Source organism: Deltaproteobacteria bacterium (genome assembly GCA_029210625.1).
Lineage (GTDB): Bacteria > Myxococcota > Myxococcia > SLRQ01 > SLRQ01 > JARGFU01.
Window position 1 is genome coordinate 62,072 of record JARGFU010000022.1, and the last position, 26,979, is coordinate 89,050.

Sequence of the window (26,979 nt, forward strand, 5' to 3'; positions counted from 1 at the left end):
CCCTCCCAAGGTGACCTCTCATTCTACAGAGTGCCTGGAAGACCGGTCAAACAGAGCTTTGCCGGCCCCGGATCAGAGCAGCTCGTTCAGGGCCCCGAGGCGGTAGCCCTCGAGGTCGAGGGCGACGTAGGGGAAGCCCGCCTCGCGGACCGCCTCCAGGACCTGCGCCCGCACCCCGGGCTCGAGGAGGCGGGGGATCTCGTCGACCCCGAGCTCGAGCCGGGCCACCGGGTGGTGGTCCCGCACCCGCAGGACCCGGAAGCCCAGCGCCGCCAGGGCCGCCTCGGCCTTCCCCACCCGGGAGAGGCGCAGCTCGGTCACCTCGGTGCCGTAGGGGATGCGGCTGGCCAGGCAGGCGGCGGCGGGCTTGTCCCAGATCTCCAGGCCCAGCGCCCGGGCGCCCTCCCGGATCGCCTCCTTGCCCAGGCCCGCCTCGTCGAGGGGCGAGCGGACCCCCTGCTCCCGGGCGGCCTCCCGGCCGGGCCGGTGATCCCCCCGGTCGTCCCGGTTGAAGCCATCGACGATCGCCGCGAGGCCCAGGCGCCCGGCCTCGCGGTGGGCGATGGAGTAGAGCTCGCTCTTGCAGTGGAAGCAGCGATCCGCGTCGTTCTTCCGGTAGTCGGGCAGCGCCCCCTCGTGGGAGTCGACCTCCAGGTGGCGCACCCCGAGCGCGGCCGCGATCCGGGCGGCGGCCTCGCGCTCTCCCGGCGCCAGGGAGGCCGAGATCGCGGTGAGGGCCACGGCCCGATCGCCGAGGACGGCGTGGGCCTCGGCCAGGAGGTAGGCCGAGTCGACGCCCCCCGAGAAGCAGACCAGGACGCTCTCGAGGGACTCGAGGATCTGGCGCAGCTCGGAGGACCCGGAGCTGCCGTGCTCTCTGCTAGCGACGGCCACGCTTCTTGGCCACCTTCTTCTTCGTGGTCTTCTTGGTCGGCTGCTTCTTGGCGACCTTCTTCTTCGTCGCCTTCTTGGCGGTCTTCTTCGAGCCGGCCCGCTGGCCGGCCGTCTTCTTCTTGGTCGCCTTCTTGGCCGTCTTCTTCTTGGCGGGCTTCTTGGCGGCCTTCTTCTTGGCGGCCTGCTTCTTGGCCTCGGCGGCCTTCTGGGCGGCGGCCTTCTTCTTCGCCGCGGCCTGGCGCGCCTGCTCCCGCTTCTTCGCCTCGGCGAGCTTGCGAGCCTCGATCTTCTTGCGGGCAGCCTCCTTCTTGCGGGCGGCGGCCTCCTTGGCCTTCTGGCGCCGGGCAGCCTCGCGCTCGGCCTTCAGGCGGCGCTTCTCGGCCTCCTTCGCCTTCTTGGCGGCGACCTTCTCCCGGGCCTCGGCCCGCTTGCGCTCGCGCTCCTCGACGACGCGGCGGCGCGCCTCTTCCTTCTGCTGCCGCTCGGCCTCCTTGCGCTGGAGCTCGGCCTCCTTCTTCTGGCGCTCGGCCTCCTTCTTGGCCTGCTCCTCCTCCTTCTCCCGGCGCTTCTCGTCGATGAGGCGCTGGCGGGCGTCCTTCTTGGTGAGCTCCTCGCGGCGCTTGGCAACGTCGGTCTTCGCCGCCTTGGCCTCCTTGGCGGCGGCGGCGGCCGTGGCCCGGGCCAGCTTCTGGGCGGAGGGGCCGTGCCCGAAGAGCGCGACCTTCTGCTCCTGCTTGGTGAGGAAGCCGTTGCGGTGCAGGGCCTGCAGGACGGTCGCCGCGCAGGCCTCCACCGTCTCGTTGCCGGTGTCGAGGACCACCTCGGCCGCGACCGGCGGCTCGTAGGGCTCGGTGATGCCGGTGAAGTGCGGCAGCTCACCGGCCAGGGCCTTCTTGTAGAGCCCCTTCACGTCCCGCTTCACCAGCACGTCCACCGGGCAGTCGGTGAAGATCTCCACGAAGTGGCCGATGTCCCGGCGCAGCTCCTCCCGGACGACCCGGTAGGGGCTCACCGCCGCGGCGATGGTCACCACGTGGTTGCGGGTGAGCAGCTCGCACATCCAGCCCATCCGCCTCACGGCCTCGTCCCGGTCCTCACGGCTGTGGCCCAGGCCCCGGCCGAAGCGATCCATGAGCTCGTCCTCGTCGACGATCTCCACGGCCCGCCCGGCCGCCTGCAGTCGCGCCGCCACATAGTGGGCCAGGGTGCTCTTGCCCGAGCCGCTCATTCCCGTGAACCACACCGTCACGCCGTTGTCCGCCATCGCGTCCTCCACTCTCCTGTGTGCGCCGCCTCCCCTCGTCCCTCCCTAGTCGGAACTCCCGGTTCGGCGCCTGATTTAGAAGCCGTCTCGACCCTTCAGGTCTCCTCCACCTCGTCGAGCGGCACGGAACCCCGCAGGGGCTCGAGGAGCCCCTGCTCGAAGACCAGCCGGGCGTAGTGGCTGCGCCGCTTCCGGGCGCAGATCACCCGGGAGGGCCCCTCCTCGCCGAGGAGGGCCTCCAGCTGATCGGTGAAGCTTCCCTCGCGCAGCTCGGTGCGGACCTGCAGGCCCGCCTCCAGGGCGGCGCGGCGGATCTCGCCGAGCCGCGCCTCGGCCCGGCTGCGGTAGGCCGGCTCGAGCGCCTCGGCGCTGCGCTCGGTGGCGTCGAAGCCCGCCTGCGAGAGCAGGGAGGCCGTCGCCTGGAGCAGGGCCGGATCCAGGACGAAGAGGGCCAGGAGCTCCCGCCCTCCTCCCCGCGCGACCTGCAGGGCCGCCTCCAGGGTGCGCGGACAGTCCCGGGTGGTGGTGCAGAGCAGCAGCACGGGGCCCGTCTCGCTTCCGGGCGCCCCCCGGGCGCCTCCGGTGGCGCCGGCCCGCTCGGTGGCGCTCATCGATCGCCCCCCTCGCGCCCGGCGCTCCGATCTCCCGGCCGGTCCTGACCCTCCGGCCGGCGCCCCCCGCGCCCCCGGCGGTTACCCCGCCGGCCACGGCCGTGCCGCTTGCCCCCCGGGCGACCTCCCGAGCGACCCCCGAGAGGGACGTCCCGGCCCTCGAAGGCCTCTCCATTCCAGTGGAAGGCCTTCGCGGCGTCCACGCCCTCCTTGCGGGCCGAGAGCACGAGGTACTCGACCCCGGGGTGGAGCGGCTCTCCGTCCCAGAGGGCCCCTCGCTGGTCCTCCTCGGAGAAGTAGCTGCCGACGTCCACATGGGAGTGCCAGATGCTGATCAGGGGGGTCCCCCCCTCCTCCAGCGCCCGGACCAGGGCCTGCTGACGCCCCGGATCCATCAGATAGGCCGTCGCGTTGCTGCGGGGATAGGCCTCGGGATCGGCCTCCCGGTAGCGATCGTAGACGTTGTCCATTGCGTGAACACCCACGGCGATCGCCCCTCTGGGGCCAACCAAACCGGAGATCAGACCACAGGCCTCCTCGGGATAGGCCGCCATGGCCCGGGCCCGGAGCACGTCCAGAATCTCCTTTGGGTACCGCAACTTGGACATCGGGTGCGACCTCTTACCACACCTTTACCAGGTCTGCGATGGGTCCCACACACCGGCCTCGAAATACCGATCGGCCCGATCGGGAAAGAGGGTGACGATGGTCCCGGGCTCTCCGGCCTCGTGCAGGCGCTGCGCCACCCGCAGGGCGCCGGCCAGCGCCGCCCCTCCCGAGTGCCCGACCGCCAGCCCCTCCTCCCGCAGCAGCCGCTCGGACTCGTCCCACCCCGCCTCGGTGCCGATCGGCAGGATCTCGTCCACGACCCCCTCTGGCTGCCAGATCGCCGGCCGGATCGAGCTGGCGAGGTGCTTGAGCCCCTCGAGGCCGTGGAGGCCGTCGTCGGGCTCGACCGCCAGCACCTGCACCGAGGGGGAGAGCGCCTTGAGGCCCCGCCCGGTGCCCATCACCGTGCCGGTGGTGCCGATGCCGGCCACGAAGTGGGTCACCGCGCCGCCGGTCTGGGCCCAGATCTCCCGGGCCGTGCCCAGCTCGTGGGCCCGGGGGTTGGCCGGGTTCGAGTACTGATCGGGGTAGAAGCGGCGATCGGGCTCGGCCCGGACCAGGGCCTGGGCCTTCAGGATGGCGCCGTCCGAGCCCTCGAGGGGGTCGGAGTAGACGATCTCGGCCCCCAGGGTGCGGGTGAAGGCCTTCCGGCCGTGGGTGACGTTCTCGGGCATCACCAGCACGCACTTCAGGCCGAGGGCGGCGCAGAGCCAGCTGTAGGCGATGCCGGTGTTGCCGCTGGTGGAGTCGATCACCGTCCCCCCCGGCTTCAGCCTGCCGTCGGCGAGGGCCTCGGTGAGCATCTGCCGGGCGGCGCGATCCTTCACCGAGCCCCCCGGGTTGAACCACTCCAGCTTGGCCCAGAGGGTGATCCCCTCGCCGAAGCGGGCGTCGGTCCTCGCCAGGCGCACCAGGGGCGTCCTCCCCACCGCCTCGACGAGGGAGGGGAGCACCCTGGCTCCGTATCGATGGGGGGTGCGCATCGACCTTGGCCCGGGGGAGGCGGGCCTAGCGGCCGCCCGCGATGGCCGGGACGATCGAGAGCTCGGCCTCTCCCGCGATGGCCGTGTCCAGGCCCTGGAGGAAGCGGACGTCCTCGTCGCCGAGGTAGACGTTGATGAAGCGGCGCAGCCCGCCCTTGTCGTCGTAGAGCTTCTCGGCGAAGCCGGGGTGGGCGGCCTCGAGGGCGTCGAGGACCTCCTTGACGGTCTGCCCGTCGACGTCGATGACGTCGGCGCCGGCGGTCAGCTTGCGCAGGGGGGTGGGGATCCGGATCTTCACGCTCATCGCTTCTTGGCTCCTTTACGGATGTGGAGGGTGCAGGGAGCGCCTTCGGAGGTGGACCACTTCTGGAGGAGGATCTCGTGGCCCGCGGCCTCGAGGGCCTGCGGCACGTTCTCCATGCCCTCGCCGGGGTCGAGGAGGATCTCGAGGGTGTCGCCCACCGCCAGGGGCTCGAGGGCGAGCTTCGCCTTCAGCAGGTTCATCGGGCAGACCGTCCCCCGCAGATCGACGTGGGCGTTCATCGCTCGCCCCCCGCGGCGCAGGCGGGGCAGCCCTCGCGCCTCGGCAGGGAGAGGGTCCGGCCCCGGGCCGCCAGGCCGTCCCAGACGAAGAGGCGGCCGGCCAGGTGCGGGAGGGCCTCGCCCTCCGGATCCACCAGCCGCTTGATCGCCTCGGTGGCCATCACCGAGCCGATCACCCCGCAGACCGCGCCGAGCACGCCGGCCTCCGAGCAGGGCGGGACCTCGCCCGGGGGCGGGGGCGCCTCGAAGAGGCAGCGGTAGCAGCCGCCGTGGCGGCCGTCGATCAAGGTGACCTGGCCGACGAAGCCCAGCACGCCGCCGTGGACGAGGGGCTTGCCGGCGGCGAGGGCGGCGTCGTTGCAGAGGAAGCGGGTCTCGAAGTTGTCGGAGCCGTCGACGATCAGATCGTGCTCGGCGAAGAGCACCCGGGCGAGGTCCGCGTCGAGCCGGGCCCGCATCCCCTCCAGGGAGAGCTCGGGATCGAGCTCGTGCAGCCGCTCGACGCCGCTCTCGACCTTGGGCCTCCCGAGGTCGGCGCTGCCGTGGAGGACCTGGCGGTGGAGGTTGGAGAGCGAGACCTCGTCGGGATCGAGGAGGGTGAGGTGCCCCACGCCCGCCGCCGCGAGGTAGAGGGCCACCGGAGAGCCGAGGCCGCCGGCGCCGACGCAGAGCACCCGGGCCGCGCCCAGGCGGGCCTGCCCCGCCCCGCCGATCGCGTCGAGGAGCATCTGGCGGGAGTGGCGCTCGAGGCGCGCGTCGTCGGGGGAGCTCATCGGGAGACGTCCTCGTCGAAGAAGGTGGCCAGGGAGTGGTAGCGCTCGCCGGTGTCGCAGAGGAAGGTGAGCACCACGGCCTCGGGGGGCAGCGTGGCGGCGACCTCGAGGGCCACCACCACGTTCGCCCCCGAGGAGATGCCCACCATCAGGCCCTCCTCCCGGGCGAGGCGGCCGCGCATCTCCCAGGCGGCCCGGTCGCCGACGGCGCGGACCTCGTCGTGGGCTCCGCGATCGACCACGGCCGGGACGAAGCCGGCGCCGATCCCCTGGATCCGGTGGAGCCCCGGCGCCCCGCCCGAGAGGACCGCCGAGCCCTCCGGCTCGACCGCCACCAGCCGCACGCCCGGGAAGCGCTCCCGCAGGGGGCCGGCGATCCCGCCGAGGGTGCCGCCGGTGCCCACCCCCACCACCACCGCGTCCAGGCGGGCCTCGCCCCCCGCGCGGGCCGCCTCCCCCTCCAGGGCCTCGATGATCTCGGGCGCGGTGTGCTCGCGGTGGGCCCGCGGGTTGTCGGGGTTCTCGAACTGGGCGGGCATGAAGGCCCCGGGGGTCGCGGCCAGGAGATCCTCGGCGGCGGAGATCGCGCCCTCCATGAACGCCGCCGGCTCGGTGAGGATCACCTCGGCGCCGAAGGACTCGAGGAGCTGGCGCCGCTCGAGGCTCATGTCGGCGGGCATGGTCAGGACGCAGCGGTAGCCCCGGGCCGCGCAGACCAGCGCCAGCCCCACGCCGGTGTTGCCGCTGGTGGGCTCGATGACGGTGCCGCCCTCCTTCAGCTCGCCGCGGGCCTCCGCCTGGCGGATCATCTCCAGGGCGATGCGGTCCTTCACCGAGCCGGCCGGCTCCAGCTGCTCGCACTTGAGCAGGAGCCGGGCGGCGCCGGGGGGCTGCAGGCGCCCGAGGGCGAGCAGGGGCGTGCCCCCGATGGCCCCGAGGATCGAGTCGATGGCGGGCGGCGCGACCGCCTCTAGCGGGAGGGACACGGCGCTCCTCACCTTAGATGAAGTACATGAGCTGATCCGCCGGGGTCTCGCGGGAGAGGCCCGCGGCCTCGCCCCGGGCGCAGAGATCCTCGAGGGAGATCCCGTCGAGCACCCCCTCGACCCGCTCGCCGAGCTCGTCCCAGACCTCGGCCAGGAAGCGCTCCCCTCGATCGCGCTCGCCCTGCTTCGGTGGGCCCGGGGGCGACTCGAAGCGGATCGGCCCCTCGGTGGCCCGCACGACGTCCCCCACCCGGATCTCGGCCGCCGGGCGCGCGAGGTAGTAGCCGCCCCGGGGGCCACGGACCGCCGCGAGGATCCCGGCCTTCTTGAGGGCCTGGAAGATCTGCTCCAGGTAGCGGGGGGTCACGCCCTGGCGGCGGGCGATGTCCTTGACGTGGGTCGACTCGCCCCGGTTGTGGTAGGCGATGTCGAAGACACCGCGCAGGCCGTAGCGCGCTCGGGTGGAGAGTTTCATCGGTTTTCTCGGGAATGCGTTCTTGACCGGTCCTATCGGTTAGGTAGGGCCCCGTGGCCCGCCTGTCAAGGCGCCCCCCTCACCAGGTGAGGACGAGCTTCCCGAAGATCCCCCCGCCGGCCAGCCGCGCGTGGGCCTCCCCCACTCGCTCCATGGGCAGGGTGCCGGCCAGGACGGGCCTCAGCCGGCCCTCGGCGAAGCCCGGCAGGGCCTGCGCGGCGAAGGCCTGCACCAGGGCGGCCTTCTCCTCCCCGGGCCGCGAGCGCAGCACCGTGCCGGTGAGGGTGATCCGGGCGGCCAGGAGGCGGCCCAGATCCAGCTCGGCCCGGGCGCCCCCGAGCAGCCCCACCAGCAGCCAGCGCCCGCGCGGCGCGAGGCAGCGCTGGGTCTCGGAGAGCTGGGAGGCGCCGACCAGGTCGAGGACCACCTCGGCCCCCCGGCCCCCGGTCCGCTCCCGGACCCAGGCCGCCAGGCCCTCCCCGGGCGCCCGCCCGGCCGCGAGGCCCAGCGGGCGGGCCGCCTCGATCTTCTCCGGGCTCCGGGAGGAGGCCAGCACGGTGGCCCCGGCGCGGGAGGCGAGCTGCACCGCGGCGGTGCCCACCCCCGAGCCGAGGGCGTTCAGGTAGAGGGTCTCGCCGGCGCGCAGCGCCCCCTGGAGGATCAGGGCGTCGAAGGCGGTGAGGAAGGCCTCGGGGATCGCCGCGGCCTCGGCGGCGGGAAGGCCCTCGGGCCAGGGCAGGAGCTGCCCGGCGGGCACGTTGGCCTCCCGGGCCATCGCGCCCCCGGCGGTCAGGGCCATCACCCGCTCCCCCACCGACCAGCCCTCGACCCCCTCGCCGAGCGCCACGATCGCCCCGGCCAGCTCCAGGCCCGGCACCTGCGGCGGCACCCCCGGGGGCGCCGGATAGAGACCCATCCGCTGGAGGAGATCCGCGCGGTTCAACCCCGCCGCGGCGACCTCCACCCGGACCTCGCCGGGCCCCGGCTCGGCGAGCTCGAGGGTGCCCAGGGAGAGCACCTCCGGCCCGCCCGCGCCCTCGATGATCACGGCTTCCACCTTGCTCATGCCGGGAACCTATCCCGCGCACGCGCACGTGCACGAGCACGCGCACGGCTTTTCCATGGGGTCCTGGCCTCCGGATCCCCCCTCCCCGTACAATCCCCCGAGCATGGCCGATCCCCTCCCCTCCGCGCCTCCCCCTCCCGGAGCCTCCACTCCGGTCGAGCGGCGGGGCATGGAGGTCGAGGGCTTCCTCGCCTCCCTGGATCCGACCCGCTCGACCTCCCTCGGCCGGCACAGCTACGTCGAGCTGCGCTTCGTCACCCGGGCGCGCACCCTCTTCTACGCCCGCCTGGCCTTCCTCACGATCGGCCTGGGCGTGCTCGCCATCCCCGGCTGGTCGGCGGCCTTCGGCATCCGCAGCCTCTGGGCCTTCGCCGTCTACTTCGGGATGGTCGGCTACTCGGTGGCCAGCTACCTCGTGCTGGACCGTCCCCGGGCGAACCGGGTGGTCACCTTCGTGACCCTCTGCCTCGACCTGCTGGTGATGGTCTACCTGATCGCGGCCTCGGGCGGCCTGGGCTCCCCCCTGCTGGCCACCGAGCTGATGTTCACGATGCTCTTCGTGATCCTCTTCCCCAAGCCGCTGGCCATCCTCCCGCCCCTGCTCACCCTCCCCATCGTCGCCCAGATCGACCAGCTGCTCTGGGGCCACAAGGTGGCCGTCCTCGATCTCTTCGTGCTGCTCTGGTACTCGGCCATCAACTTCATCATCGTCTACGTGATGGTCTACCTGAACGAGCGCGAGCAGGCTCAGCACGAGGAGCTGGTCGTGCTCCAGGACGGCCTCAAGGAGCTGGCGGTGGTCGAGGAGCGCAACCGCCTGGCCCGGGAGATCCACGACGGCCTCGGCGCCTCCCTCTCCTCCCTGATCATCCAGGCCGAGTACCTCGAGCAGCTCGGCCGCCAGAACAAGCCCGAGCAGGCGGAGACCCTGGTCCGGGAGATCCAGGAGCTCAAGGGCGTGGCCGAGGAGAGCATCGACGAGCTGCGCCGCAACATCTCCATGATGCGGGACGACTTCGAGCTGCTCTCGGCCATCGAGGACTACTGCCGGACCTGGGAGGCGCGCTCGAAGCTGCCGGTGCACTTCGACCACCTCGGGCGCCCACCCGAGCTGCCCTCCGAGGTCTCGCTGACGATGTTCCGCATCCTGCAGGAGTGCCTCACCAACGCCACCCGCCACGCCGAGGCCCGGAAGGTGGACGTGCGCCTCGCCTGGGTCGCGCCGCGGGTGAAGCTGGAGATCGTCGACGACGGCAAGGGCTTCGTGGCCGACCCCTCGCTCAAGGGCCACTACGGGCTCCTGAACATGCGGGAGCGGGCGAAGAAGGTGGGCGGCGGCCTCGAGATCGAGAGCGCCGAGGGTGAGGGCACGAAGGTGCGCTTCGAGGTCGAGCTCGGCAAGGCGGCCCGGGCCTGAAGGAGAGGACCGATGAACGTGATCCGCGTGATGGTGGTGGAAGACCAGCCGAAGATCTTGCGCAACCAGCTCAAGCTCCTCTCTACCTTCGAGGAGATCGAGGTCGTCGGCACGGCCCCCTCCGGTGAGAACGCCCTGGAGCAACTCGAGGAGCTCTCCCCCGACGTCATCCTCCTCGACCTCGGGCTGCCCGGCATCGACGGGATCGGCGTCACCCAGGAGGTGAAGGCCCGCAAGCCCGAGATCGAGATCCTCATCTTCACGATCTTCGACGAGGAGGATCGGGTCCTCGAGGCCATCAAGGCGGGCGCCTCCGGCTACCTCCTGAAGGGCACCGAGGCCGAGCGGATCGTCGACGCCATCAAGGAGGTGCGCGGCGGCGGCTCGGTGATCCAGCCCTCCCTCGCCCGCCGCCTCCTGCGCCACTTCCAGGTCACCCCCGACGACTCGACGGTGGGCGGCAGCGCCGACGCCCCCGAGGAGGGCGAGGGGCCGGCCGTCACCCTCACCGCCCGCGAGGTCGAGATCCTCCAGCTGATCTCCAAGGGCCTCTCCAACTCGGAAGCCGCCGAGGTCCTCTCCCTCTCCAAGGCCACGGTGCGGACCCACCTGGAGCACATCTACGAGAAGCTGGACGTGACCAACCGGGTCGAGGCGGTCACCGAGGGCATCCGCAAGGGTATCATCGAGGTCTGATGCCCCTCCTCCCGTCCCGGCGCGCCGCCCTCCTCGCGTCCCTGCTCCTGCTGCCCCTCCTCGCAGGCGGCTGCGCGACCCTCGGCGTGCGCGGCAGCGCGCCCGCCCCCGCCTTCCTCTACCGCTCGGCCCTGAACACCCCGGGAGGCCGCTTCGAGATCTGGTACGACGCCCAGGACGAGGCCGTCGTGAGCGTGGTGCGCACCGCGCTGCAGCGGGCGGCGGAGCGGGTGGGCCGGTGGGGCACCCTCCAGCGCCCGGTGGTGGTGCGCCTCTACCCCACCCACGAGTCCCTCGAGGCCGCGGTGCACCGCTTCGGCTACGACTGGCTGCGAGCCTGGGCGCGCTACGACGAGATCTTCCTCCAGTCGCCCCGCACCTTCTCGGTCTTCGAGCGGGGCGAGGCCAACCTCGCCGAGCTGCTCACCCACGAGCTCACCCACTGCCTGATGTACCAGCTCGCCGCCGAGGAGAGCCGCTGGCGCAAGGTCGACCGGCAGATCCCGATCTGGTTCCGGGAGGGCATGGCCAGCTGGACCGCCGATCAGGGGCGCCGGCGCGTGAGCGAGGGCCGGCTCACCACCTGGCTGCGCTCCGAGCACCACAACCCGCTGGCCGAGGCCGCCTCCCTCTACCGGGACGAGGCGGCCTGGATCTACGGCGCCTCCCACTGGGCCTTCACCTTCCTGGTGGAGCGCTACGGCACCGGGCGGGTCCTGAAGCTGATGGACGCGCTGCGCGAGGGCGCGGGCTTCGGCCGCGGCTTCGAGAGCGTGATGGGCCTCTCGGAGGCCGTCTTCTCCGAGGAGGTGCTGCGCTACTTCCTCTGGGAGGGCTGGCAGGACCGCGAGCACCCCACCGCCCGGCAGACCTTCGAGGGGGGCACGTCGTCGCCGGCCCCGGAGGCCGCCGTGAGCGAGGAGCCGCACCCGGCGACCCCCGCCAGCTAGCGGCTACTTCGCCGGGGTCTCCTTCGCCCAGGGGGGCGAGAGGACGGGCGAGCGCTCGGCGTCCTTGCGCTGCCGCTGCAGCTCGACCTCGGTGATCAGGCTCGCGGGCGCGACCGTCGAGACCGGGACGTAGCCCGACTCGGCGCCGCAGAAGCCGTTGAAGACGCCGCTCTCCTTGCTCACCGCGGCGATCTTGTTGATCACGGTGAGCGGGGTGCCGACGAGCTCGACGCCCCGGACCAGCTCCTTCTTGCCGGTGGCGACGTCGATGCGCCACAGCAGGGTCGGCCTGCCCCGGAAGGCCTGGTAGCCGTAGCCGCTGGTGTTGGTGTCACCGCCGCTGATGTCGGTGACCACCAGGGCGTAGGGCTTGCCCTGGCGCTTCGCCTCGGCGACGAGCTGCTCCTCCAGCGCCGCCCGGCCGACGACCCGCCCGGCGGGCGCCGACGCCACCGGCTGCACCACCAGGTTGGCCATGCGGGCGATGGGATCGTTGTGGCCCTGGGTGCGGCCGTGCCCGTTGCTCTTCGGATCGGCGCCCTTCACCGGCGCCCGGGAGGTGAGGTAGCCGCGCAGCACCCCCGCCTCGACCAGCGAGGCCCGCTGGCCCGGGACCCCCTCGTCGTCGTAGCGGTAGTAGCCGTTGAGCTGCTGCGCCTCCCAGCGCTGGAGCGTCGGGTCGTCGTAGACGTCGATGAAGGCCGGGATCACCTCGCGCCCGAGCTGCCCCTGGAAGGTCTGCCCCTCGTCCTCGTCGTCCTGCCGCTCGCCCTCGAGGCGGTGACCGATGGCCTCGTGGAAGAGCACGCCGGTGGCGTCGGGCTCGAGGAGGGCCGGGCCGGTGTAGGGATCCATCACCGGGGCCTCGCGCAGGGCCAGCAGCTCCTCCATCAGCCGGTCGACCTCTCCGTCGAGGGCCTTGCCGGCCGGCAGCCCCTCTCCCCCCCGGGCGTAGAAGCTGCGCTCGTGACGCAGGAGCATGCCGTCCTCGGCCCGGGTGACCGCCGAGAGGTGCAGGCCGTAGAGCAGCTCCTCCTGGATGAGGCGGGTGCCCTCCGAGGTGACCATCGAGCGGCTCTGGCGCGAGCCGCTGACCCGGATGAGGTTGTCGAAGATCTCGGGGGCGCTGCGGAAGCGCTGGCTGGCGCGCTTGAGCTCCGCCTTCCACCGCTTCCCGTCGAAGGAGAAGGCGAGGGGCGGATCGATGGCCTCGCTCGGCGCCTCCTTCGAGAAGGAGGGGGCCCGCTCCTCCTCCGGCTCGTAGACCTGGTCCCCCCGCTTGGAGAGGAAGTCGGCCAGGGCGCGCTTGTACTGCTGGTCCGTGGCCAGCCAGAGGCTGCCCTTCAGGGCCGCGAGATCACCGTCGAGGGGCGCGTCGAGGCGGGCGCTGTAGGTGGCGCGATCCGGCGGCCCGAAGAAGCCGACCTCCTTGGCGCCGCTGTTGTCGAGCTCGTGGCTGCCCACCCGCACCTCGACGTAGATCGAGCGATCGTGGCGGTCATTGTCCACGACGATGGCGCCGTAGCGCGCCTGCAGCTCGGCGCTCTGGAGGTCCCGCATCGTGTAGGCCACGAAGTAGGGCGGCGCGTTGTCGGCGATCTTCAGCCGGGCGGTGGAGCGCCCGAGCTCGTCCGCCATCGCGTCGAGCTCGAGAACGCGCGGGTCCCCCTTCGCGGCGGGGGCCGCCCCGGCGTCCTTCTTCACCCCCGCGAGGCAGCCGGTGACGAGGAGGGAGACGACGACGAGGAGGGAGCGGCCGGAAAGGTCGATCTTCATGGTTCTCCGAGGACGGCCCGGACCTGCGCCAGGAGCGCTCGCCGGAGGAAGGGTTTGGCCATGTAGGCGTCGGCGCCCGCCTCGAAGCCCCGGTCCTGGTGGGCGGCGTCAACGTAGGCGGCCGTGAGCATGATCACCGGGAGGTTGCCGGTCTCCCCGCCGTCCTTCAGGCGGCGGCAGACCTCGAAGCCGTCCATCTCCGGCAGGTGCAGATCGAGGATCACCAGGTCGAAGCTCTCGCCCGCGGCGCGGGTGAGGGCCTCCTCCCCGCTGCGCACGCCCACGATCTCGAAGCCCTCGGGCCCGAGGTAGCGCTCGAGCACCTTGAGCATGAAGGGATCGTCGTCCACGCAGAGGACCCGTCGTACGCTCATCGCTTCGTCCCCCGTCGGACCCCCGCGAGGCCCTCTTCGGCCGCCTGGCCCAGCTCGCCGTAGGTCTCCGGTGGCTCCACCCGCTCGATCAGATAGGTCGGGCGACCCAAGCTCCGCTCGTGCAGCCGCCCGACGTACTCTCCCAGCAGGCCGAGGCCGAGCAGCTGCAGCCCGGCGAGGGCCGTGAGCCAGGCCGTGGTCGCCTCGCCGGCGAGGAGGCCGATCCCCAGGGCGACCCCGAGGACCCCCAGGCCCAGCAGCGCCACCAGGCGCAGGGGCAGGAAGGTCAGGCTGGTCAGGCCATCCAGGGCCAGCGCGGTCATCTTGCGCAGGGAGTACTTCGTCGCCCCGGCGACCCGCGGCTCCCGGTCGTAGGGCACGGCGCAGTGCTGGAAGCCCGCCCAGGCGACCTCGCCCCGCAGGAAGGCCCGGGGTCCGCCCACCCGCAGGAGCAGCCGCACCACCTCCCGGTCGAGGAGCACGAAGTCCCCCACGTCCTGCTCGAGGCCGGTGCCCGCCAGCAGGGTGACCAGGCGGCGGAAGAGCGCGGCCGAGCGCCGCTTGAACCAGGTGTCCGGGCGGCGGGTGCGCCGCACCCCGTGGACCACCGAGAAGCCCTCCCGCCAGCGCTCGACCATCTCCGGCACGATCTCCGGCGGGTCCTGCAGGTCGGCGTCGAGGATCACCACCGCGTCCCCCCGCGCCCGCTCGAGCCCGGCCAGGAGGGCGGCCTGCTGGCCGAAGCGGCGCAGGAGGCGCACCAGCACCAGGCGGGGGTCCCGGCCCCGGAGGGCCTGCATCACCGCCCAGGTGTCGTCCTCGCTGCCGTCGTCCACCAGGACCACCTCGATCCGCGCCGGGCCCTCCTCCTCCAGCCGATCGAGGATCGGCGAGAGGCGGGCCCAGAGGGCGGGCAGGGCCGCGGCCTCCTCGTTGGCGGGGATCACGACCGAGATCCTCGCTCGCGTCCCCTGCCCCTCCCGGGCCGATCGTCGTCCAGCGCTCATGGTCCGAGAGGAGAGGCTAGACGCCCAGGGGGTGGCCTCACAAGCCCGGAGGGAGGGTTCCCGAACGCGACGCAGCGCGTCTTTCTTCGAGATCCGGGCCGGTGCTACTGCCATGGGCACGTTCGGTCGAACGAATTCAGGGGGGAGGAACCGCCACAGGGCGTGGCGCTTTCGACCACCGCAACCACCATGGATTGGAGAACTTCTCGATGAAGAAGATGATCTTCGTTGCCCTCGCCGCCTTCGCCTTCATTCCGACCTCGGCCTTCGCCGCCAACTACGGCATGGCCGGCTGCGGTCTCGGCTCCATCGTCTTCGGCAGCGACCCGGGCTTCATGCAGGTCTTCGCCGCCACCACCAACGGCACCTTCGCCAGCCAGACTTTCGGCATCACCACCGGCACCTCCAACTGCACCGACGGCGGCGCCGTCGTCCGCGGCCAGGAGCAGAAGGCCTTCGTGGAGGCCAACTACGCCCAGCTCTCCCGCGACACCGCCCGCGGCGAGGGTGAGTACCTGGCCGCCTTCTCCACCCTCCTGGGCTGCAAGGTCGAGAAGCAGAACGAGGTCTTCGTCCGCTCGCAGGCCTCCCACGACCAGATCTTCCAGAGCGAGGCCAACCCGGATCAGGTGATCCAGGGCTTCAAGGCCGCCCTCTCGGCGGACGAGAAGCTCGCCGCCTCCTGCAAGCTCTAGAAGCTGCACCACTCCTCCCCTCTCCCCTCGCGGGGAGAGGGGTCGGATCGAGGGGCCTGGCGAGAGTCGCCGGGCCCTTTGCTTTTTTCACCCCTTTCCTCTTTAGCTTCACCCCGATGCGCCCCGCCCTCGTCGCCCTCCTCCTGGCCGCCCTCGCCTCGCCGGCGGCCGCCGCGCCCACCCTCGACGCCCTCGTCGAGCGGGCCGGGAAGGAGGAGCTGCACCTCCTGCGCGGCTGGCAGCGCCTCGGCCACTGGCGCCCGACCCGGAGCGGCGGCTTCGTCTCCGACGTCGACGGCCCGGACTTCTTCCTCGCGAAGGGGGGCGCGCGCGATCCGGCGGCCGAGCTCTCGGCCACCCTGCGGGCCCTCTTCGAGGCCGGCCCGCCCGAGGACCTCACCCCCGAGGCCAGGAAGGGCTGGCGCCACCCCCAGTGCCGCTTCCCCGCCCGCCTGGCCTTCCTCTCCGGGCTCCTCCCCCTGGCGGAGGCGGGCCTGCCTCGCGTGCGCTGCCCCACCCTGGAGACCTGGGTCGAGACCCTCGATCCGGGCGGCGCGACCCTGGTCTTCGCCGCCTCCTACCTCAACAGCCCCGCCTCGATGTACGGCCACACCTTCCTGCGCGTGGACCGCGCGGACGGGGGCCCCGAGCTCCTCTCCTACGCGGTCTCCTACGCAGCGGTGCCCTGGACCGAGTTCCCTCCCCTCTACGCCATCCTCGGGCTGACCGGCGGCTTCCCCGGCCGCTTCACCTCCTCGCCCTACTACCTGCAGGTGCAGACCTACTCCGAGGTCGAGTTCCGCGACATCTGGGAGTACGAGCTCTCGCTGACGCCGCGCCAGGTGCGGCAGCTGGTGCTCCACGCCTGGGAGCTCGGGCAGACCTTCATCGACTACTGGTTCCTCGACGAGAACTGCTCCTTCCACCTCCTGGCCCTCATCGAGGCGGCGGTGCCCGAGGTGCGGCTCACCGATCGCTTCAACCTCTACACCGTGCCCATCGACACGGCGCGGGCCCTGCTCGAGCAAGCCGGCCTGGTACGGGCGATCCGCCGCCGCCCCTCCCACGTCGCCCGGATGCAGGCCCGCCGCGAGCAGCTCGGCGACGACGAGTGGCGCCTGGTCGAGGCGATCGTCCGCGAGGGCCTCGCCTCCCGGCGGGAGGCGCTCTCGGCGCTGCCCGAGGCCCGCCAGGCCCTCGTCCTCGACTCGGCCCACGACCTCTTCGTCTACCGGCGCGGCCTCCACGATCGCTTCGGTGAGCGGGCCGACACCCCGAAGCGAAGGGCCGAGCGGGCCGAGGTCGACGCCCTGGTCCTCGCCCGGGCGAAGCTCCGCCTGCCCACTCCGGAGACGCCGCTCCCGCCCCCGGTGCGGCCCGACCACGGCCACGACTCGGCCCGGCTGGCCGGCGACGTCGGCCTCGACGGCGGTGGCCCCTTCCTCCGCGCCATGGTGCGGCCCGCCTACCACGACCCCACGGACCCGCAGGAGGGCTTCGACGCCGACACCGCCCTGGAGTTCTTCGCGACCCGGGCGGAGCTGCGGCCTCACCTCGCGCCGGATCCCGACGCCCTCCTCCTCTCGATGGATCTGATCCGCATCTCCTCGCTGACGCCGGTCGGCCGCTGGATCCGCCAGCCCTCCTGGCGCATCCGCTGGTCCGGGGGGATCCCCCTCGACCGCCCCTGCCGGGAGTGGCGCTGCGCGGAGGTGCGCCTCGACGGCGGACCCGGCGTCGCCTGGCGGCCCTTCGGCGACGCCCGCTACACCCTGGCCGCCTACGCCGACCTCGACCTCGCCCTCACCCCCGGCCTCCCCGCCTGGGGGCGCCTGGGCGCCCGCGTGGAGGGGGCCGCCTTCATGAGCCCCACCCGCGCCTGGCGCTCGGTGGTCCGCCTCTCCTACCGCCACGATCTGGTCGGCGGTGACGACCCCACCCGCCGCGGCGCGATCCGCACGACCCTCGAGCAGGCGCTCCGCATCAGCGAGCACCACACCCTGCGCCTCGCCCTCGAGCTCGACGACGAGCGGGTGAGCGCCCGGATCGGCTTCGCCCAGTACTTCTGACGCGGCGGCGCGATTCAGGCGACCCGCTGGGAGGCGCCGGCGCTGACCCGCAGCTTGGGCTCCCGGTGGAAGTTCACCAGCTTCAGGCCGGCGGCCTCGACGGCCTCGGCGGCCTCCTTGCTGCAGAGGAATTCGAGCTCCTCCTCGCGCTTCTGGAGGTAGTCGTCGCAGAAGATCAGCTCGGCATCGACCTCACCCGGGTGCACCATCCACTCGGTGAGGCCGGCGGGGAGGTCGGCGAGGCGCCCGACGGCGTCCTCGAGGTCCCCCCGCGAGCGGAAGCCGGCGCCCAGGAAGCAGTCGGCGGTCTGCAGGCCGCGATCGGCCAGGCGCCCGTAGTGCAGGCGGCCGAAGCCGATGAAGCCCAGCTCCCGCGCCGACGCGATGCCCGCCGGCGCCGCGCGACCGCCCAGACCCGCCGGGCAGCGCACGGTGCGGACGCCCCGCTGCTCCGCCGCCGCGGCGACGGCGTCGAAGAGCAGGGGAAGCAGGTGGATGTGGCGGTGGCCGTCGACGTGGCTCGGCTGGATGCCGGCCCGCTCGAGGCGCTCGAACTGGGCGTCGATCTCCCGCCGCAGCTCGCTGCGGACGATGCGGCCCGAGAGGAGGCGCAGGGAGAAGGCCCGGTAGCCGTGGAAGCGGCCGCGGTCGTCGACCAGGCTCCGGACCTGGTCGGCCGGTGAGACCGGCGAGCCGTCGGTGAGGTTCAGGTGCAGGCCGACGCTCATCCCCGGCCGCGCGTGAGCGATCTTCACGGCCTCCTCGAAGCCGGTGAGGTTCGCGAGGAGCGAGGCGGAGGTGACCAGACCCTCGTCGTAGGCGCGAGCGATCCCCCGGGACACTCCGGCGGTCATGCCGAAGTCATCTGCATTCACGACGAGCTGGCGATTCATGCGGGTCGCCTGCTGCACCGCCCGTGCCACGCCCCCGGCGGGGGCCCCGATTCGAGGAAAAGCGCTGGCCCCGGGCGGGCTTGCAGTGGTCTGACCCAATTCGGCGGGTGCGTAGCCGGCGACGCACCCGATCCGCTGGCGTGTAGGCGACTACTCACCTGGGATCAGGGGTCTGACCACTGCCCGGAGTTGCGCCAGGTGGTCGACTCCACCGGGGATCTTTGATTTAGGGTCGCTTCCGATGCTCGAGACCGTCTCCAGAGGATTCCGCGCCGCCAAGCACCGCCTGTCGGGCAAGGCGGAGATCACCGACCAGAGCATCAGCGAGGCCGTCCGGGACATCCGGGTGGCGCTCCTCGAGGCCGACGTCGATCTGAAGGTCGCCAAGGCCTTCGTCGCCCGGGTGAAGGAGAAGGCCCTCGGAGAGGTCGTCCAGGTCAAGACGAAGGGGAAGAAGGGGGCGATGCAAGTCTCCCCCGGCGACCACTTCATCAAGATCTGCCACGACGAGCTCGAGGCCCTGATGGGCCCGGTGGAGCCGGGCCTGGCCTTCGCCTCCAAGGGCCCCACCAAGGTGATGATGGTGGGCCTCCAGGGCTCGGGCAAGACGACCACCGCCGCGAAGCTCGCCCGCCGCCTCAAGGAGGAGGGCAAGAGCGTGCTGCTGGTGGCCGCCGACATCTACCGCCCCGCGGCGGTCGATCAGCTGCAGCAGCTCGGCGCGCGCCTCTCGATCCCGGTCCACCACACCCCGGACACGGCCCCCCCGGTCCTCTGCGAGCAGGCCCTCGAGCTGGCGAAGAAGCAGAAGACCGACGTGGTCATCTTCGACACCGCCGGTCGGCTGGCCATCGACGAGCCGATGATGGCCGAGCTGGAGGCGGTGAAGTCCCGGACCCGGCCCGAGAACATCCTGCTCGTCTGCGACGCGATGATCGGCCAGGACGCCGTGCGGACGGCGGCCACCTTCGACGAGCGCCTCGACCTCACCGGCTTCGTGATGACCAAGCTCGACGGCGACGCCCGTGGTGGCGCCGCGCTGTCGATCAAGGATGTCACCGGCAAGCCGATCAAGTACCTCGGCCTCGGCGAGGGCCTCGACAAGCTCGAGGACTTCCGCCCCGAGGGCCTCGCGTCCCGCATCCTGGGCTTCGGCGACATCGTCGGCCTGATGCAGGACTTCGAGACCCACGTCGACGAGGAGGAGGCCGAGCGCGACGCCGGGAAGATCCTCTCGGGGAACTTCGACCTCGACGACTTCGTCAAGCAGATCCAGACCCTGCAGAAGATGGGCTCGCTCTCGGACCTGCTCGAGAAGTTCCCTCTCTTCGGGCAGCTCCCGGAGGGCTTCTCCATCGATGACCGGGAGCTCCTCCGGGTCAAGGCGATGGTCGGCTCGATGACCCGCAAGGAGCGCGCCCACCCCGAGATCATCGACACCTCACGCATCAAGCGGGTGGCGAAGGGCTCGGGCACCAAGGAGGCCGACGTGAAGGGCCTCCTCGACCGCTTCAAGGGGATGCGGGACATCTTCAAGAAGCTCGGCCCCGACGGCAGCCTCGGGCTCCTCGGCAACCTGCCGGGCCTCAAGAACCTCGCCATGCTCAAGCAGCTCAAGGGCCAGGAGGCGGAGCTCGCCGGCCTCTTCGGCGGCCCCGGCGGCCCGGGCGGCTCGCCCTTCGGCCTCCCGCAGCTCGGCGGCCCGATGGCCATGGGCCCGGACGGCCCGGTGCCGACCGGCCCCATGACCCAGGCCGAGATCGACCGCGCCCGCCGCTACGGCTGGCAGGAGCAGGGCGTCCCCAAGTCGATGAGCAAGTCCGAGCGCAACAAGCGCGACAAGAAGCGCAAGGACGCGAAGAAGGCCCGCAAGCAGGCCCGGAAGCGCAAGCGCTAGTGAATCGAGGCGCAGCCCGAGCGTCCCTCAGTCGAGAAAGGACGATGATGAACCACCGCACCCTCCCTCGCTGGCTCCCCGCGTGCCTCGCCACCGGCCTGCTCGCCCTGGCGCAACCGGTCCTCGCCCAGGACGGCGCCTTCGTCCCCTCCGAGTACGAGGAGGGCATCGAGGCCGCCCACCAGGCCGGTGACGGCGAGCACGTCCTGACCGTGCAGAAGATCACCAGCCAGATCGAGAACCTGAACACCGGCAAGATCACGGTCGCCAGCGTGACCCAGCTGCTCGACTGCAAGACCGGGAAGCTGGTCACCCAGAGCCGCTGCGACCCCTGCGAGTACAACGTCGCCGAGTGGCCGAAGCGCCCCCTCGACACCTGGTTCGTCGAGCGCTCCTGGGCCGGCGGCTCCCACGTGGCCCGCGAGCAGGCCCGCATGCAGATGGAGCACTTCACCCGCTACTTCAAGCTCGCGCCCGCCGACGGCGTCGAGCACCAGGGCTTCACCTACGCCTTCTGGTCCTTCGACGGCCGGCGCGGCACGCCGCTGGTGAGGAAGCAGCCCAAGGAGATCAAGGTCGCCAAGGAGATCGTCGAGACCGCGAAGCCCGAGTACGGCCCGGTGCAGAAGATCGAGATCTTCGAGGGGCCGAACAAGCCGGACGAGATCGACTACCCGACCGACGGCGGCTCCCTGCGCTTCAAGGCCGTGGCCTACGCCGCCCGGACCGGGCAGAGCGAGCTGGAGCCGGTGGAGAGCTTCTCGGCCCTCTGGTCGGCCTCCTGCGCCACCCTCTCGAGCACCTCCGCCAAGGAGATCATCTTCACCCTCAAGGAGGACAACGAGCGCTGCAAGCTCCACCTCTACGAGGGCCGGACCGGCGCCGAGGACTCCGTCACGGTGATCCGCCGTCAGACGAAGCCCAAGGTGCGGGTGGCGATCACCTACGAGGGCGGCAAGGAGGCCGACGGCATCGCCCTGACCGGCAACATCAAGCGGGTCCAGCTCGCCGCGCAGGCCTTCGATCCCGCCGGCGCGCCCCTCCCCGGCTTCGAGCCCGAGTGGGGCATCGAGTGCGGCAAGGTCGAGTGGCTGGACGAGGGCAGCAAGCGCCGCCTCAAGCTCCACCTCGACGATGACGTGAAGCGCTGCGAGGTGCGCGCCCGGGATCCCGAGAGCGGCGCCGAGGATGTCTTCCTGATCGAGGTCAGGTGAGCCGCGCACTCCGCGCCGCGCTCTCCTCGACACAAGCCCCGAGAACCCCCACCCGAGTCTCGGCAGCCATCAGCTGACAGCTGCGCCCACGCGCACTCGACCGGAGCGCCGGCCGACACCGACGCTCCCCAGGCCGCGGCAGCAATGCGGCCCCCGGACCTACAGGACGATCAGATCGTCCTCGCCCAGCTCCTCGGCCTCGGCGCTCATCGCCGCCGAGGTGCGGTCCACGCGATCGGCCGAGAGGCTCTGCAGGTAGGTCCGCACGTCGGCGTGGTCGGAGATCAGCTCGGCGAAGTCGTCGCCGGGGAGCATGACGACCGCGCACTTGCGCAGGGCCGTCACCGTGGCGGTGGCCGGCACGTCCCGGATGAGGCCGATCTCGCCGAGCACCTCGCCCTCCCGCAGGTTGGCCAGGGTGACCGGCGGGCCGCCGGCGGCGTCCTTCTTCGTCACCTGCACCTCGCCGGTGAGGATCACGAAGAGGCCCTCCGTCTCCTGACCCTCGTGGATCAGGGGCTGGCCGCGCTCGTAGACCCGCGACTGGAAGCGCCGCAGCAGGTCCTCCTTCGCCGCCTTGTCGAAGGGGGCGAAGATCGGCGAGGTGTTCAGCAGGTTCGAGAGCAGGCGCCGGCGGCAGAAGCCGACCAGCTGCGCGGGCACCCCGGGGTGCTTGCGGGCGACTTCCTCGAGGTCCTGCTTCGAGAGGACGAAGATCTCCGAGGGGCGGTCCGAGACCACCGAGGCGGTCCGGGGGGCGTCGGTGAGCAGCGCCATCTCGCCCACCAGGGTGCCGCCGGGCAGGTCGGCCAGGTGGATGGTCTTGCCGCTCTCTTCGTCGAAGCGCTCGACGCGGGCGCCGCCGGCGCAGATCACGATCACCGAGTCGCCGGGCTTGCCCTGCTCGATCAGGATCTCTCCCGAGCCGACGTTCTCCAGCTTGATCCGGCCGACCAGGTCGATGAAGGCCTGGCGGTCCAGCTCGGCGAAGAGGGGCAGCGGCGGCCTGCCGCGCCCGCTGGGATCTTCCTTGTGATCCTCGGGGCGGGCGAGGACCTCCATCGCCTTGTCGACCAGCTCCTCACCGTCGAGGCCGGTCAGGGCGTCCCAGAGCTCACCGTCCTCGCCGAGGGCGTCGGGGGGCAGCGGCGGCGGCACCGAGAAGCGGCCCACCTCGGCCACGGCCTTCGCGTGGATGCGCCCGAGGGTGTCGAGGATCCGCTGCTCGCTCGGGTTGATCCGCATCGCCTCCTTGCAGGCGGCGATGGCCGAGAGCAGGTAGCTCTTCTTCAGCAGGCCCTCCGCCGCGGCGTGGTAGGCGGTGATCGCCCGCTCCACCTCTCCGAGGCGGAGCAGACAGCGCGCTGCCCGGAAGCGGCCCTGGTGGTCACCCGGTGCCAGGCGGACGAGCTCCGCGTAGTGGGCGAGGGCTCGCTCCCAGTCCTCCTCGTGAAAGTACTGCTCACCTCGGCGTCGAAGTGCAGATACCGCAACGGCCGTATCCATGGCCTTCTCTTCCCTCCTGCCCGCTGGCCGGACCCCCGGGGATCGGGGGTCCGCCTCCTCCCGGGCGACGTCAGTTCGCCAGTGACTCGAGCTGCTGCTTGGCCTTGATGTGGTACTCGTAGTCGCTCGGTGTCATCGAGACGACCTGATTGAACTTTCGAACGGCCGCACCCCGGTTCAGGGTCTTCTGGGTGTAGCCCTCGAGGTAGAGCTCCTTGCCCTTGTTCTTCAGATCCCGCAGGCCGTCCTTGGCGTAGCTCTGGCCCGGGTTGATCCGGAGCGCCTTCGCCCACGCGCTGTAGGCCTCGCCGTAGCGATCGGCGTTGAAGGCCACGCGCCCCTGCAGGTAGAGCATGTCGGAGAGCTGCTTCTGGACCTCGTTGTAGACCTTGCCGTCCTCGTTGATCACCTTGGCCTTGGAGAGCGCGGTGTTCAGGGACTTCACGGCCTCGTCGGCCTTGCGGGCCTTCACCGCGGCCATGCCCTTGTCGTAGGCCGGCTTGAAGGCCTTGAGGGCGGCGGCCTTCTTCGCGGCGGCGCTGCGGACCTTGGGGTTGGCGCTGCTGCTCGACAGCCCCTCGAACTTCGACAGGGCCGAGTTGAACTCCTTCTTGTCGAAGGCGGCCTCGCCCGGCGCCAGCTCGGCCCGGTAGGCCGCATGGGCCCGGCCGGCCGCCGCGGCCGCCGCGGCCTTCTCGGCCGCCCGCCGCTGGGCCTCGGTCATCCGCGCGTTGGCCAGGTTCTCGGACTCGCGGGCCTGGACCTTGTCCATGCCGGCGATGGCCCCGGAGTGACCCGGCAGGACCCCCAGGGCCCGGTCGAAGGCCATCCGGGCGTCGGCCAGCGCGCCCTCGAGGAGGCGCTGCTCGCCCTCCTCGACGAACTTGTCGGCCTCGACCTGCTTGACCTGGTTGAGGCCCCGCTCGGCCTCCGCGTACTTGAGGCTCTCGCTCGGCACCCGGGCGAAGGCGCCGGCGGCGCCGCCGAAGTCACCGTCCCGCAGGAGGCGGTTGCCCTCGGCCAGGGCCTTGGTGGCGGCCATCTCGCGGTTGGTCGCGTCGATGTACTTCTTGGCCTGCACGTGCCGGGGATCGGCCGCGAGCACCTGCTCGAACTTCGCGAGGGCCTCGGGGTACTTGTCGACCTTGAAGAGGTCGAGCCCGGCCCGGAACTCCTTCTGGATCTGCAGCTTCTGGCTCGGCTCCGCTCCGGCGGGCCCGGCCACGTCCTTCTTGCCGGCCATCTTCAGGCCGACCCCGACCACCACGATGGCGGCGATGCCCGCCACGAGGAGGAGCTTCTTCTTCTGGTTGCCGCCCTCCGCCTTGCGCCGGGCGCGCCGGGAGGCGACCACCGAGGGCATCGGGCCGGCGGCGGCGGAGCCCGCCGGGGCCATGGGGGCGCCCGCGCGGCCGGAGACGGGGCTCACCGCCGGGGCGAGGGCCGTGGCGATCGGCCCCTGCTCGTCGAAGCGCAGGACGTGGTCGCCGATCTCGACCTCGTCCCCGTGCACGAGGCGGGTCTCGGTGATCGGGCGGCCGTTCACCATCGTGCCGTTGCCGCTGCCCAGATCCCGCAGGAGGACGCCGTTGTTGTCGGCGACCAGCTCGCAGTGCTTCCGGGAGACCTGGATGTCCAGGAGGCAGACGTCGGCCTCCTTGCTGCGCCCCATGGTCTGCGAGCCGTCGCGCAGCTCGATGACCTTCCCCTGCTCCTTGCCGGCGATGATCGTCAGCTTTCCCCGCAGGGTCTTCTGGGGCGCGGTGGGCGCCGCCGTGATCATGGTGCGCTCGGCGTCTCCGCCCATCGGCCCGCCCCCGATCGAGGGGGCCGTGTGCTCCGCCCCCGGCGGCACGAGGTCGGCCACGCTGGCGACCATGGTCTTGTCGGAGCCACCACCGGCGAGGGCGCTGGGATCACCGAGGGCCACGCCGCCGCCGCCTCCCCCGAGCTCGTCCGCCGAGATCTCCTCGATCTCGTCGTCGTAGCTCCCGGGGATGCCCGGATCCGTACCTTCGTCGGCCCATTGAGAGTGTTTGCCCATCTTGCTTCCCGGCCTCCAGAAGCCCGTAAGTCGTGAAAAAACGCTGCTTTCAGGGTAGGGGCTCGCGACGAGCCCTGTCAAGCGGGCAACCTGCCGGAACACTTATGCTTCTTGACCATCACGGTGCCCGGGCCCTACCTTGAAGGCGCCTGAACAATGAATGCATCCGATCCACGGCTCGTCCGGCACTTCGGATCCGCGGCAAGGATGTACTGACCGACCTCGATCACCCTTGGAGGGGCGCGAGGTCACCAATCGAGGAGAGGGGTACGCGATGAATTCGAAGTTCTTCGTTACGGCCATGATGACGGCCCTCGTCGCCCTGGTGGGCATGGGGTCCGACTGCGAGGTCCCTGACAACGGCGACGGCGGCACCAACACCGATGGCGGCGGCGGCACCGACGGCGGCGGCAACGACGGCGGCGGCGGCGACTGCGTGACCGCCGGCACCTGCAACCCGAACAAGTACGCCGACAGCGACATGGGCGTGTACGACACCGGCAACTACGGTCTGCTGCTGCTCGACACCAACGGCGACACCGTGCCGGACACCCCGGCGATCGCCAACGGCGACATCTCCCGGGTCAACGCCTACGCGATGGACCAGGCGATCGAGTACTGGCTGCTCTCCGAGGTCGACAGCAACGGCTTCCTGGTCGACACCTTCGCGGGCGTGAACACCTTCCTCAACCGAGTGTACGTGATCCTCGACAGCACCGGCGCCAAGTCCGGCCGCTCGGTCATCACCGAGGCCCCCGACGGCACCTACAGCCCCCTCTTCCAGATCTTCTACGTCCACACCCCGGCGGGCTACACGGCCGACACCATGAAGTCCGAGGCCTCGATCACCAACGCCGCGGCCGACCCCGAGACCGGCGTGTGGGTCCAGGGCACCAACCAGGTGTGGGTCATCCAGATCGTCGACTCCAGCGTGGGCCTCGCCGGCGCCACCGGCGCGAACGATCCCGAGCTGCGGCCGGCCTGGCTGGGCGGCTTCACCGTCTACGGTTACGCCATCCCCGGCGGCAACTCCGACGGCACCATGCCGACCGCCAACGACTCGACCGACCCGGACAACGTCCCGCCGGATCCCTACCTCTCGGATCTCTGGACCTTCAAGCAGCAGTCCCAGCCGCTCTGCGCCGGCCGGAACGTCTACCTCGACGTCTACGGCGGCCTGGGCTACTCGCCGGTCCCCGTCCTGCACCCCTACCTGGTGCCGAACGGGACCTGCGCCCAGATCCCGACCAACGACGCCGACGTCGTCCAGGCGATCCTCGACGGCACCTACACCGAGAACCCCAACCGGGGTGACATCGTGGTGGTGACGCCGCAGTCTCCCTGACCGAAGGCGGCGTTAGCCGAAGAATCGAACCCCCGTCTCGCTTGGCGAGGCGGGGGTTCTTTCTTGGTTCACTCCCGTCCCCGTCCCCGTCCCCGTCCACGTGCACGTCCACGTGCACGGCCTCTCCACGGAACCATGGCCCTTACCCGGCGGGACCCGGGAGAAGCCGTGGACGTAGACGTGGACGTGTACGTGGACGATGAAAGAGAAAGGGCGCCGCCGGGATGACCCGGGGCGCCCTCTCGCGGTGAACGTGCTCGCTAGTAGCTGAACGGGAAGTCGAACGCCGACATCGGCGGCCCACCGTAGCGGGGGAACTTCATCCCGCCGATGACGCCCTTCATGCAGGTACAGAAGGTGGGGGCGCCCTTGGACTTGCAGGTGACGCTGGCCGGCCGGCCGTCGGGGCGGATGCGCCAGTTCATCACGAAGCGGCCGGAGGCGCCGGGCTCGGCGGCCCGCTGCTTGTCGGCGCAGCCCTTGAGGGCCGACTTGCTCTGGGCCACGACCTTGAGGATGTCGCTCTGGTCCAGGGCCTTCTTCAGGTCCGGCTTGGAGCCGGGCGCCGGCGGGATGTAGCCGCGGGAGGGGTTGGTCGCGCCGCCGCTCTCGGGCTTCTTGCCCGAGGGACCCCCGAAGAGATCGCCGAAGTCGTCGTCGCCGAGGAGATCGTCGCCCCCGCTCCGCTTGGGCGGATCGGGCTTGGGCGGATCGGGCTCGGGATCGGGGGTCCGGCTGGTGGTGCGCTTGGGTGTGCGATCCCGCTTGGGCGTACGGTCCCGCTTGGGGGCGCTGGCCGCGGGCGCGGCGGCGACGGTCTCGGCCGCTGCGGGAGCGGCGGCGGCCGGAGCGGCGGCCTCGGGGGCAGCCGCGGCCGGGGCGGCGGCCACCG

Annotated in this window: 26 protein-coding genes; 8 read left to right on the forward strand and 18 right to left on the reverse strand. The window is 71.7% G+C overall.

Features of this window, described 5'->3' with window-relative positions; translation table 11 throughout:
- Positions 1-72: 72 nt before the first annotated feature.
- From larE to P1V51_19280, 11 genes are all read right to left on the reverse strand, one after another.
- On the reverse strand, positions 73-894 hold the full coding sequence (gene larE / locus P1V51_19230; protein MDF1565178.1) for an ATP-dependent sacrificial sulfur transferase LarE: 822 nt from the start codon (positions 892-894) through the stop codon (positions 73-75).
- Positions 881-2,158 (reverse strand): adenylyl-sulfate kinase, encoded by a 1,278-nt coding sequence (cysC, locus tag P1V51_19235; protein MDF1565179.1) that lies wholly within the window; start codon positions 2,156-2,158, stop codon positions 881-883. Before cysC ends, larE begins: the two co-directional genes overlap by 14 nt.
- Before the next feature lie 95 nt (positions 2,159-2,253).
- Complete coding sequence (locus P1V51_19240) at positions 2,254-2,769, reverse strand: universal stress protein (GenBank protein ID MDF1565180.1); 516 nt, start codon at positions 2,767-2,769, stop codon at positions 2,254-2,256.
- A complete protein-coding gene (locus P1V51_19245; protein ID MDF1565181.1) occupies positions 2,766-3,377 on the reverse strand; it encodes a M67 family metallopeptidase in 612 nt (203 codons plus the stop codon). The genes P1V51_19240 and P1V51_19245 overlap by 4 nt, the downstream gene beginning before the upstream one ends.
- A gap of 24 nt (positions 3,378-3,401) precedes the next feature.
- Entirely contained in the window at positions 3,402-4,331 is a 930-nt protein-coding gene (locus P1V51_19250; GenBank protein ID MDF1565182.1) for a cysteine synthase family protein, read from the reverse strand.
- Between the two features lie 55 nt (positions 4,332-4,386).
- The gene (locus tag P1V51_19255) at positions 4,387-4,665 is read right to left on the reverse strand and encodes a MoaD/ThiS family protein (protein ID MDF1565183.1); all 279 of its coding nucleotides are present in this window, start codon (positions 4,663-4,665) and stop codon (positions 4,387-4,389) included.
- Positions 4,662-4,904, reverse strand: a complete 243-nt coding sequence (locus tag P1V51_19260) for a sulfurtransferase TusA family protein (GenBank protein MDF1565184.1) — start codon at positions 4,902-4,904, stop codon at positions 4,662-4,664. The genes P1V51_19255 and P1V51_19260 overlap by 4 nt, the downstream gene beginning before the upstream one ends.
- Complete coding sequence (locus P1V51_19265; GenBank protein ID MDF1565185.1) at positions 4,901-5,677, reverse strand: HesA/MoeB/ThiF family protein; 777 nt, start codon at positions 5,675-5,677, stop codon at positions 4,901-4,903. Before P1V51_19265 ends, P1V51_19260 begins: the two co-directional genes overlap by 4 nt.
- Positions 5,674-6,663, reverse strand: coding sequence for a cysteine synthase A (cysK, locus tag P1V51_19270; GenBank protein ID MDF1565186.1), 990 nt, complete (start codon positions 6,661-6,663; stop codon positions 5,674-5,676). Before cysK ends, P1V51_19265 begins: the two co-directional genes overlap by 4 nt.
- Positions 6,664-6,676: 13 nt before the next feature.
- Complete coding sequence (locus P1V51_19275) at positions 6,677-7,138, reverse strand: Rrf2 family transcriptional regulator (GenBank protein MDF1565187.1); 462 nt, start codon at positions 7,136-7,138, stop codon at positions 6,677-6,679.
- Between the two features lie 79 nt (positions 7,139-7,217).
- Positions 7,218-8,204, reverse strand: coding sequence for an NAD(P)H-quinone oxidoreductase (locus P1V51_19280; GenBank protein MDF1565188.1), 987 nt, complete (start codon positions 8,202-8,204; stop codon positions 7,218-7,220).
- Positions 8,205-8,307: 103 nt separating this feature from the next.
- On the opposite strand from P1V51_19280, the gene P1V51_19285 reads away from it, so the two are divergent.
- The 3 genes from P1V51_19285 to P1V51_19295 are packed head-to-tail and all read left to right on the forward strand — an operon-like array spanning position 8,308 to position 11,267.
- Positions 8,308-9,621 (forward strand): sensor histidine kinase, encoded by a 1,314-nt coding sequence (locus tag P1V51_19285; GenBank protein ID MDF1565189.1) that lies wholly within the window; start codon positions 8,308-8,310, stop codon positions 9,619-9,621.
- Positions 9,622-9,633: 12 nt separating this feature from the next.
- On the forward strand, positions 9,634-10,317 hold the full coding sequence (locus P1V51_19290; GenBank protein MDF1565190.1) for a response regulator transcription factor: 684 nt from the start codon (positions 9,634-9,636) through the stop codon (positions 10,315-10,317).
- Entirely contained in the window at positions 10,317-11,267 is a 951-nt protein-coding gene (locus tag P1V51_19295; protein MDF1565191.1) for a hypothetical protein, read from the forward strand. Before P1V51_19290 ends, P1V51_19295 begins: the two co-directional genes overlap by 1 nt.
- Before the next feature lie 3 nt (positions 11,268-11,270).
- Here the strand turns inward: P1V51_19295 and P1V51_19300 are convergent, their stop codons facing one another.
- Genes P1V51_19300 through P1V51_19310 form a run of 3 tightly spaced genes read right to left on the reverse strand, consistent with a single transcriptional unit; the run spans position 11,271 to position 14,364 of the window.
- On the reverse strand, positions 11,271-13,043 hold the full coding sequence (locus tag P1V51_19300; GenBank protein ID MDF1565192.1) for a TldD/PmbA family protein: 1,773 nt from the start codon (positions 13,041-13,043) through the stop codon (positions 11,271-11,273).
- The gene (locus tag P1V51_19305) at positions 13,040-13,417 is read right to left on the reverse strand and encodes a response regulator (protein MDF1565193.1); all 378 of its coding nucleotides are present in this window, start codon (positions 13,415-13,417) and stop codon (positions 13,040-13,042) included. Before P1V51_19305 ends, P1V51_19300 begins: the two co-directional genes overlap by 4 nt.
- Positions 13,414-14,364, reverse strand: a complete 951-nt coding sequence (locus tag P1V51_19310) for a glycosyltransferase family 2 protein (protein ID MDF1565194.1) — start codon at positions 14,362-14,364, stop codon at positions 13,414-13,416. The genes P1V51_19305 and P1V51_19310 overlap by 4 nt, the downstream gene beginning before the upstream one ends.
- A 269-nt stretch (positions 14,365-14,633) precedes the next feature.
- Between P1V51_19310 and P1V51_19315 the strand changes: the two genes are divergently transcribed.
- Both P1V51_19315 and P1V51_19320 read left to right on the forward strand, forming a co-directional pair.
- Positions 14,634-15,119 (forward strand): DUF3015 domain-containing protein, encoded by a 486-nt coding sequence (locus P1V51_19315; protein MDF1565195.1) that lies wholly within the window; start codon positions 14,634-14,636, stop codon positions 15,117-15,119.
- Positions 15,120-15,235: 116 nt separating this feature from the next.
- Positions 15,236-17,188: a DUF4105 domain-containing protein gene (locus P1V51_19320; GenBank protein MDF1565196.1), complete on the forward strand. Its 1,953-nt coding sequence runs from the start codon at positions 15,236-15,238 to the stop codon at positions 17,186-17,188.
- Positions 17,189-17,202: 14 nt separating this feature from the next.
- Here the strand turns inward: P1V51_19320 and P1V51_19325 are convergent, their stop codons facing one another.
- Complete coding sequence (locus P1V51_19325; protein MDF1565197.1) at positions 17,203-18,081, reverse strand: ChbG/HpnK family deacetylase; 879 nt, start codon at positions 18,079-18,081, stop codon at positions 17,203-17,205.
- A gap of 241 nt (positions 18,082-18,322) precedes the next feature.
- Between P1V51_19325 and ffh the strand changes: the two genes are divergently transcribed.
- Positions 18,323-19,978 carry a signal recognition particle protein gene (gene ffh, locus P1V51_19330; GenBank protein ID MDF1565198.1) on the forward strand — a complete coding sequence of 552 codons (1,656 nt, stop codon included), beginning with the start codon at positions 18,323-18,325 and terminating at the stop codon, positions 19,976-19,978.
- 44 nt (positions 19,979-20,022) lie between these two features.
- Positions 20,023-21,192 (forward strand): hypothetical protein, encoded by a 1,170-nt coding sequence (locus P1V51_19335; GenBank protein ID MDF1565199.1) that lies wholly within the window; start codon positions 20,023-20,025, stop codon positions 21,190-21,192.
- 159 nt (positions 21,193-21,351) lie between these two features.
- On the opposite strand, the gene P1V51_19340 is transcribed toward P1V51_19335, so the two are convergent.
- Both P1V51_19340 and P1V51_19345 read right to left on the reverse strand, forming a co-directional pair.
- Positions 21,352-22,698 carry a cyclic nucleotide-binding domain-containing protein gene (locus P1V51_19340; protein ID MDF1565200.1) on the reverse strand — a complete coding sequence of 449 codons (1,347 nt, stop codon included), beginning with the start codon at positions 22,696-22,698 and terminating at the stop codon, positions 21,352-21,354.
- A gap of 70 nt (positions 22,699-22,768) precedes the next feature.
- On the reverse strand, positions 22,769-24,742 hold the full coding sequence (locus P1V51_19345; GenBank protein ID MDF1565201.1) for an FHA domain-containing protein: 1,974 nt from the start codon (positions 24,740-24,742) through the stop codon (positions 22,769-22,771).
- Positions 24,743-25,016: 274 nt separating this feature from the next.
- On the opposite strand from P1V51_19345, the gene P1V51_19350 reads away from it, so the two are divergent.
- Complete coding sequence (locus P1V51_19350; protein MDF1565202.1) at positions 25,017-26,087, forward strand: hypothetical protein; 1,071 nt, start codon at positions 25,017-25,019, stop codon at positions 26,085-26,087.
- A gap of 260 nt (positions 26,088-26,347) precedes the next feature.
- Here P1V51_19350 and P1V51_19355 read toward each other — a convergent pair.
- On the reverse strand, positions 26,348-26,979 hold a 632-nt coding region (locus P1V51_19355), incomplete at its 5' end, for an AgmX/PglI C-terminal domain-containing protein (GenBank protein MDF1565203.1).

Coding starts and splice junctions, on each gene's coding strand:
- P1V51_19325 (MDF1565197.1), bottom strand. CDS start 18,081: ATGAATCGCCAGCTCGTCGTGAATGCAGATGACTTCGGCATGACCGCC.
- P1V51_19260 (MDF1565184.1), bottom strand. CDS start 4,904: ATGAACGCCCACGTCGATCTGCGGGGGACGGTCTGCCCGATGAACCTG.
- P1V51_19305 (MDF1565193.1), bottom strand. CDS start 13,417: ATGAGCGTACGACGGGTCCTCTGCGTGGACGACGATCCCTTCATGCTC.
- P1V51_19255 (MDF1565183.1), bottom strand. CDS start 4,665: ATGAGCGTGAAGATCCGGATCCCCACCCCCCTGCGCAAGCTGACCGCC.
- P1V51_19275 (MDF1565187.1), bottom strand. CDS start 7,138: ATGAAACTCTCCACCCGAGCGCGCTACGGCCTGCGCGGTGTCTTCGAC.
- P1V51_19245 (MDF1565181.1), bottom strand. CDS start 3,377: ATGTCCAAGTTGCGGTACCCAAAGGAGATTCTGGACGTGCTCCGGGCC.
- P1V51_19320 (MDF1565196.1), top strand. CDS start 15,236: ATGCGCCCCGCCCTCGTCGCCCTCCTCCTGGCCGCCCTCGCCTCGCCG.
- P1V51_19265 (MDF1565185.1), bottom strand. CDS start 5,677: ATGAGCTCCCCCGACGACGCGCGCCTCGAGCGCCACTCCCGCCAGATG.
- ffh (MDF1565198.1), top strand. CDS start 18,323: ATGCTCGAGACCGTCTCCAGAGGATTCCGCGCCGCCAAGCACCGCCTG.
- P1V51_19280 (MDF1565188.1), bottom strand. CDS start 8,204: ATGAGCAAGGTGGAAGCCGTGATCATCGAGGGCGCGGGCGGGCCGGAG.
- P1V51_19315 (MDF1565195.1), top strand. CDS start 14,634: ATGAAGAAGATGATCTTCGTTGCCCTCGCCGCCTTCGCCTTCATTCCG.
- P1V51_19340 (MDF1565200.1), bottom strand. CDS start 22,698: ATGGATACGGCCGTTGCGGTATCTGCACTTCGACGCCGAGGTGAGCAG.
- P1V51_19345 (MDF1565201.1), bottom strand. CDS start 24,742: ATGGGCAAACACTCTCAATGGGCCGACGAAGGTACGGATCCGGGCATC.
- P1V51_19240 (MDF1565180.1), bottom strand. CDS start 2,769: ATGAGCGCCACCGAGCGGGCCGGCGCCACCGGAGGCGCCCGGGGGGCG.
- P1V51_19350 (MDF1565202.1), top strand. CDS start 25,017: ATGAATTCGAAGTTCTTCGTTACGGCCATGATGACGGCCCTCGTCGCC.
- P1V51_19295 (MDF1565191.1), top strand. CDS start 10,317: ATGCCCCTCCTCCCGTCCCGGCGCGCCGCCCTCCTCGCGTCCCTGCTC.
- P1V51_19300 (MDF1565192.1), bottom strand. CDS start 13,043: ATGAAGATCGACCTTTCCGGCCGCTCCCTCCTCGTCGTCGTCTCCCTC.
- P1V51_19285 (MDF1565189.1), top strand. CDS start 8,308: ATGGCCGATCCCCTCCCCTCCGCGCCTCCCCCTCCCGGAGCCTCCACT.
- P1V51_19290 (MDF1565190.1), top strand. CDS start 9,634: ATGAACGTGATCCGCGTGATGGTGGTGGAAGACCAGCCGAAGATCTTG.
- P1V51_19335 (MDF1565199.1), top strand. CDS start 20,023: ATGATGAACCACCGCACCCTCCCTCGCTGGCTCCCCGCGTGCCTCGCC.
- cysC (MDF1565179.1), bottom strand. CDS start 2,158: ATGGCGGACAACGGCGTGACGGTGTGGTTCACGGGAATGAGCGGCTCG.